General features: G+C 45.6%; 3 protein-coding genes and 23 tRNA genes. 1 reads left to right on the plus strand and 25 read right to left on the minus strand.

Features of this window, described 5'->3' with window-relative positions:
* Window positions 1–121 precede the first annotated feature (121 nt).
* The 23 genes from QUB24_RS17315 to QUB24_RS17425 all read right to left on the minus strand — a co-directional run bounded on the left by QUB24_RS17315 (window position 122) and on the right by QUB24_RS17425 (window position 3,220).
* Window positions 122–198, minus strand: a tRNA-Ala gene (locus QUB24_RS17315).
* A gap of 7 nt (window positions 199–205) precedes the next feature.
* Window positions 206–279 (minus strand) — tRNA-Arg (locus QUB24_RS17320).
* A 332-nt stretch (window positions 280–611) separates the two neighbouring features.
* Window positions 612–684 (minus strand) — tRNA-Arg (locus QUB24_RS17325).
* A gap of 82 nt (window positions 685–766) precedes the next feature.
* Window positions 767–838 (minus strand) — tRNA-Gly (locus QUB24_RS17330).
* A gap of 184 nt (window positions 839–1,022) precedes the next feature.
* Window positions 1,023–1,093 (minus strand) — tRNA-Gly (locus QUB24_RS17335).
* 5 nt (window positions 1,094–1,098) lie between these two features.
* A tRNA-Thr gene (locus tag QUB24_RS17340) sits at window positions 1,099–1,175 on the minus strand.
* Between the two features lie 169 nt (window positions 1,176–1,344).
* A tRNA-Leu gene (locus QUB24_RS17345) sits at window positions 1,345–1,418 on the minus strand.
* A 122-nt stretch (window positions 1,419–1,540) separates the two neighbouring features.
* Window positions 1,541–1,613, minus strand: a tRNA-Pro gene (locus QUB24_RS17350).
* Window positions 1,614–1,617: 4 nt separating this feature from the next.
* Window positions 1,618–1,698 (minus strand) — tRNA-Leu (locus tag QUB24_RS17355).
* A 23-nt stretch (window positions 1,699–1,721) separates the two neighbouring features.
* A tRNA-Leu gene (locus QUB24_RS17360) sits at window positions 1,722–1,798 on the minus strand.
* A gap of 29 nt (window positions 1,799–1,827) precedes the next feature.
* Window positions 1,828–1,901, minus strand: a tRNA-Gln gene (locus QUB24_RS17365).
* Window positions 1,902–1,906: 5 nt separating this feature from the next.
* Window positions 1,907–1,985, minus strand: a tRNA-Gln gene (locus tag QUB24_RS17370).
* A gap of 10 nt (window positions 1,986–1,995) precedes the next feature.
* Window positions 1,996–2,070, minus strand: a tRNA-Asn gene (locus QUB24_RS17375).
* A 6-nt stretch (window positions 2,071–2,076) separates the two neighbouring features.
* Window positions 2,077–2,149 (minus strand) — tRNA-Phe (locus tag QUB24_RS17380).
* Between the two features lie 4 nt (window positions 2,150–2,153).
* A tRNA-Ser gene (locus QUB24_RS17385) sits at window positions 2,154–2,240 on the minus strand.
* A 5-nt stretch (window positions 2,241–2,245) separates the two neighbouring features.
* A tRNA-Tyr gene (locus QUB24_RS17390) sits at window positions 2,246–2,319 on the minus strand.
* A 34-nt stretch (window positions 2,320–2,353) separates the two neighbouring features.
* Window positions 2,354–2,435: transfer RNA gene (locus QUB24_RS17395), tRNA-Tyr, on the minus strand.
* Between the two features lie 13 nt (window positions 2,436–2,448).
* A tRNA-Lys gene (locus QUB24_RS17400) sits at window positions 2,449–2,523 on the minus strand.
* Window positions 2,524–2,528: 5 nt separating this feature from the next.
* Window positions 2,529–2,603, minus strand: a tRNA-Glu gene (locus tag QUB24_RS17405).
* Between the two features lie 6 nt (window positions 2,604–2,609).
* Window positions 2,610–2,684 (minus strand) — tRNA-Trp (locus QUB24_RS17410).
* 3 nt (window positions 2,685–2,687) lie between these two features.
* Window positions 2,688–2,762 (minus strand) — tRNA-Met (locus QUB24_RS17415).
* Window positions 2,763–2,864: 102 nt separating this feature from the next.
* Window positions 2,865–2,938 (minus strand) — tRNA-Cys (locus tag QUB24_RS17420).
* Window positions 2,939–3,146: 208 nt separating this feature from the next.
* Window positions 3,147–3,220: transfer RNA gene (locus QUB24_RS17425), tRNA-Asp, on the minus strand.
* Between the two features lie 496 nt (window positions 3,221–3,716).
* On the opposite strand from QUB24_RS17425, the gene QUB24_RS17430 reads away from it, so the two are divergent.
* Entirely contained in the window at window positions 3,717–4,541 is an 825-nt protein-coding gene (locus QUB24_RS17430) for a biotin--[acetyl-CoA-carboxylase] ligase (RefSeq protein WP_333154449.1), read from the plus strand.
* 75 nt (window positions 4,542–4,616) lie between these two features.
* Here QUB24_RS17430 and QUB24_RS17435 read toward each other — a convergent pair whose 3' ends face one another.
* Window positions 4,617–8,228, minus strand: coding sequence for an OmpA family protein (locus QUB24_RS17435; RefSeq protein WP_333154450.1), 3,612 nt, complete (start codon window positions 8,226–8,228; stop codon window positions 4,617–4,619).
* Between the two features lie 120 nt (window positions 8,229–8,348).
* The gene (pdxA, locus tag QUB24_RS17440; protein ID WP_333154451.1) at window positions 8,349–9,446 is read right to left on the minus strand and encodes a 4-hydroxythreonine-4-phosphate dehydrogenase PdxA; all 1,098 of its coding nucleotides are present in this window, start codon (window positions 9,444–9,446) and stop codon (window positions 8,349–8,351) included.
* Window positions 9,447–9,593: the final 147 nt, after the last annotated feature.

Genomic DNA, 9,593 nt, shown 5'->3' on the forward strand with positions numbered 1-9,593 from the left:
ATATAACCCTCCGACTTAAGTTGTGGAGAAATCGAATTTTAGATGAATGTTCAAGCTCCCAGATTCATCTGTGGAGTCAATCTAAAATCTAAAATCTAAAATCTAAAATCTAAAATTGGTGTGGTGGATTGCGATCGGATTTGAACCGATATCTTTCTAACAGCCAGTTAGATGCTTTACCAATTAAGCTACGAACCCCAGACAGCAGGAGCGGTAGGACTTGAACCCACAACATTCGAGGTAGAAGCTCGACACTCTATCCAGTTGAGTTACACTCCCATGTTTTTTGTTATTGCGCGATTCCCTACGGGATAGCTGCGCTTCACGTACTTTCCGTGCAAGTTATCAGAGCATTGCGTTTTCTCAGTTACTAGAGGGACTCCGCCGATGAGTTACTACACACTCTTTAAAGGATGGCTACCTTTAAGCCAACCTGCCGGGTTCAATGCACTCCCCGTTCTCAAACGCCCGCTGATTTTGACAGCGTTACCTTTCCTCTCGTACTAAAGTATGTAGGCTCCAAAGATTGGGACACGCAAAGGGCGATCGATCTTAATATAAAAAATTATTCATTCAATGGAATCAACCTCCTTAAATTAAAGCAAAAACAACGAGAGTGGTAGGACTTGAACCCACAACATCCGCGTCCGAAGCGCGGCGCTCTATCCATTGAGCTACACTCCCATAAATTGGTAATCCTGACAGGAGATTACCCCGCGTCTGCTTGTAAGGCAAACGCTCTACCATCGAAGATCAGGACTACAAAAGCGGATGATGGGACTCGAACCCATGCGCTGAGAATGGCATACTCAGATGCTAGCCGCTACATGACATCCGCAAACCGATTTGAGATTTGAGATTTTCGATTTAACTGAGATGTTGCACCCTTGTCAATCAGCCTTTTATGAACAGGCTTTTCGGCCTGTTCCACAAAGAGTAGATTTTCTTGTGGAACAGGCCGAAAAGCCTGTTAAGCGAGAATGGTGCAAGATGTGAGATTTAACAAACCTCTCGTTTAACCAAGCGGATAACGAGGCTCGAACTCGTGCCTAGAGTTTGGAAGACTCGAATGCTACCGTTACACCATATCCGCAATTGTGGGGCTGGTGATAGGAATTGAACCTACAACCGACTGATTACAAATCAGTTGCTCTGCCTAATTGAGCTACACCAGCACAGCAGATGGCGGGATTTGAACTGCCAAGAAAGCTTTACAAGAGCCTCATGTTGCCAATTAAATCACACCTGCATTTTTGGTGGCGGGGGCAGGAGTTGAACCTGCTATTAAGAGGCTTATGAGACCTCCAAGCCTACCCAGGCTACTTCACCCGCGATGTCACCAAATACCCCTGACTGGCATCGAACCAGCACTAACTAGATCCTAAATCTAGCGCCTCTACCAATTGGGCTACAGGGGCAAAACCGATTTTAGATTTTAGATTTTAGATTGAATAAAACCTAATACCCCTGACAGGCATCGAACCTGTAAGACGCTCATTCTTAGTAAGCGATGTTTTCCAATTACATCACAGGGGTAAAGTCGGGATGGTTGGATTTGAACCAACGACTCCATGCTCCCAAAACATGGCTTCTGGCCGCTGAATTACATCCCGTTCATGCTCCGGGTGAGACTCGAACTCACACTCAAAATAAAACAGATTTTAAGTCTGCCGCGTCTGCCAATTCCGCCACAGGAGCAAGTAAAAAGTTAGTTGAAAATTTGGTACTCCTGGTGAGATTTGAACTCACACAACACAATTTTTGAAATTGCGGCCTCTGCCAATTGGGCTACAGGAGTGTAATTTATCTGCTTTGGTAATAGCAGAACTGGGAAGGCAGGGATCGAACCTGCATTTTGCCGCTTTCAAAGAGCGGTGCCATACCGATTAGGCGACTTCCCAATAATTGGGTGCCGGGGTAGGCTTTGAACCTACATAAACTCCTATTTCAGAGATAGGCGACTTTACCAATTTGTCTACCCGGCAATTTAAAAAATGGCTGCCCCAGTAGGACTCGAACCTACAACCTAGCGGTTAACAACCGCTTGCTCTACCATTGAGCTATAAGGCAACGCAATCCCCCAAGTCAGTATCGAACTGACAACCTCTTGTTCTTCAGACAAGCGCTCTACCAACTGAGCTATCGGGGGAAAACGGAGAAGGAGGGATTTGAACCCTCGACGGCTGTTAAACCGCTCTTTCTTAGCAGGAAAGCGCCTTAAGCCACTCGGCCACCTCTCCGAGCGCGAGAACGGAGGGATTTGAACCCTCAATCTTCAGTTTTATTAACTGAGATGTTATCCGGCTACACCACGTTCTCAAAATTGCAACTGCGGATTAAATGCAGTTACAAATGGGTCGGGCTGGAATTGAACCAGCAACGCTTTAAGCTACTGTTTTACAGACAGCTACCCACACCAATAGGAGGGCCGACCCAAGATAGAAATTTTGGTAGGTCGTCGAGGAATTGAACCTCGATCCATCCGCTTAAAAGGCGGCTGCAAAACCATTCTGCCAACGACCCACGAGAAGTGCTGACGGGAGTTGAACCCGCAAATCACTTGGGTGAAAACCAAGCGGCTTAAACCATTTGCCTACAGCACTATAAATTGGCACAGGAACTGAGATTTGAACTCAGAATGCTGGTTTTGGAGACCAGAGTGTTGCCAGTTACACCATCCCTGCTTTTGGTGGCAGCGGCGGGATTTGCACCCGCATTGACCAAGGTATGAACTTGGCGCTTTGGCATTAAGCTACGCTGCAATGTCACTTTCGCTTCGTTCCTTTTCAAAGTTAAAAATTTCAATTAAAAGACTGTTAGTTTAATCTTTTAATTTCTAATTTTTAATTTCTGATAGGGAACAGAGGTTAGGGCGGGATTTGAACCCGCGCAATTCGGTTTTGCAGACCGACGCCTTCAACCACTCGGCCACCTAACCTGGGAGTCCCGACGAGGTTTGCACTCGCAATCTTCACGCCAGAGGGGAAGACGGCTTGACTTTTGCCTACGGGACTTTGACCACCGCCGAAAAACGGATACTTGCTTTCCGACAGGAGGTGTGGATTTTAGACCCTAGTTCCAATTCCCAGATTCTTCTCCTGTGGAGTAAATCTAAAATCTAAAATCTAAAATCTAAAATCGACTGACGGGAGTAACGAGACTTGAACTCGCAACCTTTCGCTCGACAGGCGACTGCTCTGACCGGTTGAGCTATACCCCCGCGAAAATGAACAATATTGTGTCCTTGAATTACTCAAGTTGGGACGGGGTGGCGGTTGATTCCGCGTACTACAACCCGATCGGGCTATTGTTGCCGGAGTCTACACCGCCAATGTCCACAATTATGTGACACGATTAACTTCCTATTCTGTTTTCAAGGTTCATATTGCTGGTAGGGCAAGGCTTTGAAGCTCTTTCCCCTTCGCCATACATTTATACTACATTGCGTAATACAAGACTGTCAAGGGGGTAATACAACTTTTTTTTAAATTGGGTTTTTCAATGGGGTGTAGATCGCTCCTATCAACCCTCTGCGTTCTCTAAAACCCTTATACATCAAGAAAATTTGCGGCTAAACAGATGTTGTGGCGTAAGGTAAATCTGATGCTGAAACTGTACTACACTCCAATTTCTCTGAATTCTCGCCGTCGCGCGAGGTGGCACTTCTGGAAAATGCGATAATCAGCTTTTAAATATCAAATACTACAAATCAAACCTTGTCTGAATTGCCCTTAACTCCCGTGTCCGTAACCACAGAACCCGATCGCCCAAACCTCCCTCACTGGCTACACTCGTTGGATACCTGTCCGAGTACCAACAGTTGGGCGATCGCCCGCGCGGCCGGGCTCCACCACGGAGATGCAGTATTTACCAAGCGACAAACCAGCGGGCGCGGCCAACACGGGCGCACCTGGCACGCCCCAAGCGGTGTCTTGACTGTTAGTTTTGTACTCGACAACCTCAACCCCACTCTGTTGCCAGGGCTCAGTTTAGCAGCGGGTTTAGCGGTTATTTACGCGATCGAAGATTTGGTTCCCGACTGTCGCGATATGCTGCGCCTGAAATGGCCAAACGATGTCTGGATCGATCGCCACAAATTAGCCGGAATTCTCTGCGAAGCCACTTCCGGCAAGGCTTTGGGCAAAACTCGCGCCGTTGTGGGAATTGGACTCAACCGCTGCGTAGATTTCGCGGCTGCGGGATTGGATGAAAGGGATCTCGGCAATGCGGTAAGCTTGCATTCTATTGCTAGTACAGTACCAGATGAACTGTGTTTGGTCGATCGACTGCGGCACTATTTACTCGAACTAGCCGATATGTTTTCCACCACAGACAAGCCAGCCTCCAAGTCCGGTTTAGCGCTACTTTTACCCGAATTGCGCCGCCGCGATGCGTTGATTGGCTGCCCGGTGGCGATCGAACTTTCCTCAGAAACCATCTGCGGAGAAGCCGCCGGCATTGACGGATGCGGCCGCTTGTTAGTATGCTTGGCGGGCGATCGAAGACAAGCCTTTACCTCGGGCCGAGTTCGATTAATTTAAGAGTCAGTTGTCAGTGGGCAGTTGTCAACAGTCAACAGTCAACAGTCAACAATTCCCAATTCCCAATTCCCAATTTTAATTGATCACCTCAAATACTACCAATCTGCTCAGCCACAGCGGTTGATTGGCCTCCACACCTTCGGGACGACCCTTAGTAGAAGCAACTTCTATTCTGTTGCCATTTATCCCTTGTCTAACCAAAATATTTTTCACATTTGTCGCCCTTTCCTGTGCCAACTTTTGATTTTCTACCGGAGTGCTTTTAAAATCGCTGTAGCCAACTATCCTTAACTTCTTCGTGCGATTTTTCTCCATATATTCCTTGACTTTGCTAAGCTTTTGTGCTACATCTTTCGCCTCCAAACTTGCCGAGCCTGCACCGAAATACACGCGAACTGGCATTATTATCTTTGGCGGCGGTGGAGTTCCTATTATCACTGTATTTGTTACAGACTTCACCCCCGGAATTTTCTCAAAAGCTTGAGTTATTTTCTGAGCATCTGGCACTTGGCTCACGCTGCCTGCAACGGCGACTTTTCCCTCTGCATAGCGAGCTGAGATATCAATGCTTTCTACTTTATTCAAAAGAGCTGCCGTCCGCTTGACATCGGCTTCTACTAAAACTGGATCGGGAGGTACTTCAACGGCTATAATTTTATTTTCAATTCTTGATTGTGGAGCCGCTTGCTGAGCGATTTTTTCCGCTTTCGATCGCAGATTTTGATTCGGCACTCGTCCCGAAATCTCCAATACTTTATCTTTAACATCTGCCACGAGGCGATAAACTGATAAATCGGGAGCAGATTGTAATGCTAAATTCGTATCTGCTTCTAAGCTCGCTGCAACTCCGCTGCGGTATTGATGAATTCCCCAAGGTACGCCAATTAAACCTAACGCTGCCAAACCGATCATGGGTACAATGGGTAGTTTAGGAGATTTAACTTTTACCTCTGTATCGATTAATTTTTGCAGTTTCAAGTTTACTTCGGGTGGTACAGTTGCTGGATCGCCGTTAAATGACTGAATTTGAGTTCCGTATTCTTGAACAATATTGTTGAATATCGATCGCATTTTGTACTTAAACCACTGGCGGGTTTCTCCTTGCATCACTACTGCCAGATAACACGAACCCGCAACTTCCAATACTATGGTAGATGTGCCGTATTCTATTGCATCAATCTCGGCAATATTTCCCGACTGAGATATGCAATCGTTGACAAAAGCCCGAATAGCAGTCAGCATCCCCCCTACCATGTCTGATTCTAGCTGTTCGCGTTCAGAATGCTGCACTGCTGAAATTACTAATCCCGATTTTGCTTGAATTAAAAAAACAGCTTTAACACTTAGTGGTGTTGTTTCTTTCATGAGCAATTCTGCTTCAGAAATGCCCTGTAATTTTGCTTTAATTTTGCGACTAATTCCCTCTGGACTTAAAGCTGATTCGAGTTTTTCATTAATCTCCCGCATCATCTCGGCGATGTATTTTAAAATCGTGCTACCGATGATCGGATAAAGTGCATCCGACATTTCTTCTGGCTTGAGATGAATTTGCTGTTTGATAGCAGCGGCCATTTCCGGCGCGATCGCCATGGCAATTTCATCGGGGGCTTCACTCATTCGGTGGCTGATTCCCACAGTCAGGGCCGGCGATATGGCTACTCCCATCGATTGTCTATTTTCTCTGGATTTGGTATTAATTATTTCATCAATTATCGGAGCTATCGTTTCGACAAATGATTTTCTCGACTCATTAATTGTTTGGAGCATCATTTCGGGAAACATGATTTTAATTCGGGCGATTAATTCTTCCCGATCCCCTCCCCATTCAGCATCAGTAATTTTGCGATCGAGTTCTCCTACTTTATCGTTGAGTCTGTAATTATAACTTACAACTTCATCTAACAATGGTAAAATAGATTCGATGACCGACTTTTGTAGTTGGGCGTGATGGCTAACCATCAGCTCGTCAATCAAAGGTTTCAGTAAATCCGTAAACAAGTCTGTCGATTCATAAATTCGGTGTTCGATCGCCACAATCTGTTGTTCGATCTTCCCAAGTCTTTGATCAATCCTTTTATTCTGAATGATGGCATCGACAGCCGGGGCGATCGCAGATTCTATCTCTAGCTTTGCTTCCCCGATGTTTCGGGACAGCATTTCTACAATCACTGGCATTATTCTTGCCATCAACCCTTCTATCTCGGCTAAAACTTGCTGCTGAACTTCGACAATCTTAGTTTCATTATTTAATATTTGTGCTGCAATACCGCTGTTTTGAATAGCCGTGTTGACACCAGGTGCGATCGCCTCTCTCACCTCTAACTTTGTCTCCTCAATTTTCCGGTTCAGCGACTCAATCATTAACGGCATTAACCTTGCCATTATATCTTCCGGCTGAGTTTTTTGCTGTCGCTGAAGATTATTTAGTCTACTTTCTACGTCGCTCAATTTGCCTTGAACTTCTCTTTGAAGAATTGCTGATTCAATCAAAGGTTGGATCGTCGCTGCTACTTGTAATTTTGATTCATCGATTTTCTGATTCAGCAAATCAGTTATTGCCGGCATTAGCATCGCCCTTATCTCTTCAGGCTTCTGAGTTGGCGACTGTTGCGTAGCCAGTCGGCGTTCGATGATGCTCAATACTTTTTCTTCTATTTCTACCCAAGCTATTCTTACCTGTACTGAGGGGGCAACAGCTTCTACAACCTCTAATTTTAATTCACTAATTTTGCGGTTCAGTAAATCGCTAACTACTGGTACTAGCTGCTTGATTAAATCTTCCGGTTGCTGCTGGTAACGCTGCTGAATATTTGCAACTCTATCTTCAATTCTTACTACCTGTTCTTCAAGTCCGTTTTGATTGTGAATTACTTGATTGACTCTCGGTGCGATCGCCGAAGCTACCTCTAACTTAGACTCCTCTACCTTACGGTTTAGCAGATCGCCCACCACTGGCATCAGCCGTTGGATTAAGTGTTCTGTATTCGGCAGTGGCTGCTGGTTCAAGTTAGCAATTTGATTTTCCCAATCTGCTAATTTTGCCTCCAACTCGATCCGATTAATTTTATTATTGCTCGCGAGGTCGATAGCCTTTTTTAATTCCGACTTCAACTTCTCTAATTCTTCTCTGACTAACTCAGGAATTAACGGCCTCAGTAAAATCATCAACTCTTCGGGTTGAGACATCAGCTTCTCAAAATTTTCTAACCTTTGTTCCACGCTCAAAACATTACTGTAAAATTCCGGCAAATCCCTTTCAAACAGTAGTTGTTGCAACTGCTTAAACTGCTCAACTGCTTGTTCTAATTCTTCCTCCGAGGGCAGAGTTTTTTTAGCTACTTTCCCCGCTATAGATAAATCAGGTTCCTCATTATTGTTTTCTCGTCTTTGAGATGGGAGTTCTTCATCGTTAGTTAATACTTCCGGTACAATACTCGGTGATTCGATCCGAAAAGACAATTGTTGGCGCCGATTTTCCTCATCCTCCAACCGCTGCACGGACTTTTCCGAAAGCGGTAACTTCAGCTCGCTTGGTTCTTTTTTTGATTTCTTTAATAACTGGAATTCAGTCAGTATGGTTAGCAATTCCTGAAGTTGCTCTCCAGCTTTAGAACTTGCCAGAGTTGCATCAGAAACCTCTTTTTCTGACTGATATATTTTGCCTGAATTATCATTAGATTCTGCCATACTGCGCTACCAATAGTTGATTTTAATCGACCGAAGGAATTTACCAGCTTGCTTGCCGCCTCACCCCAGCGAAAATCAATAGGAATGACACAATTTTTCCAAGCGTCAGGCGTACTAAAGCTATCGCCTTATTTTAACTGCTGTTCTGCGACTAGCCAACTGGGCTGCCAACTGCAATGCTGCCTTCATGCTGGAGGCATCCGCAACCCCTTGACCTACAATATCAAAAGCTGTGCCGTGATCCGGAGAGGTGCGGACAAAAGGCAAGCCAATTGTAGTGTTGACTGCTTTATCGAAAGCCATCAATTTTACTGGAATCAACCCCTGGTCGTGGTACATTGCCAAGTAACCGTCGTGAGCTTCCTTGGCTAAACCGTACCAAACTTTAGCCGGTTTTACCCACAGGGTATCGGGGGGGACTGGCCCGTCTAACTGCACTTGAGGAAAGCGATCGCGCTGCGTTTCCAACCAAGGTATCATCCAGTCTTGCTCTTCATTTCCCAGTTTGCCATTTTCGCCGCTGTGAGGATTTAAGCCAGAAATCGCAATTTTCGGTCTTTCCAGCCCAAAATCTTCCCGCAAACAGTCTATCAGTAATTCTAGTTTTTCACTCAGTAATTCTGGAGTCAAAGCATCGGGGACTTGACGCAGGGAAATATGTGTGGTAGCCAGTAAAGTTACCAGCGTCCAGCCACTGTGGGGAGATGTGGCGGCAAACAGCATTCCGAACCGCTGCGATTTTGCCCTTTCTGCGAGAAGTTCTGTTTGTCCGGGATAATTGTAACCGGCCGCCTGCCAGCAAGTTTTGGAAATCGGGCCTGTCACGATCGCGGAGAATTCGCTGGCGATGGTACGGGCGATCGCGCTTTCCATGTAAGCAAAGCTAGCCGCCCCGCTAGCTGCACTCCCGACACCGGGGACTATTTCGCCCCACTTGCTGTCTGGTTCAATATCAATAATATTTAATCTTTCGGGATTTGCCGCTTGTGCTGCGGGATTGCTCGATCGCAACATATCGTAAGTTTGCTGCAAAATTCTCTTAGATCCGAAAACCGTTACCCTCAAACCAGCAGCGGGATCTGCCAAGGCCTTGAGAATCACTTCCGGGCCAATTCCCGCCGGATCTCCCAGAGTTACAGCTAGTTTTGATTCCCGATCGAGACTCAAGGCAGTTTTCTCCAACAAAATACAGGAATTTCGGCACTGAAATTTTAGCATTCCTGTACCTGGTTGCCCCAAATTATATTATCTTTATTTAATGCGATCGCCCAATTGGACATATATAATCGTCAGGAACTCAGGGCTAAAGCCACTGAGCTTGTAAGAAATTACAAGCTATTCTGACCAGCCTAAGTCTTAACTGAC

Origin of the sequence: Microcoleus sp. B9-D4, from assembly GCF_036705105.1 — a bacterium.
In the GTDB taxonomy this organism is placed as follows: Bacteria; Cyanobacteriota; Cyanobacteriia; order Cyanobacteriales; family Microcoleaceae; genus Microcoleus.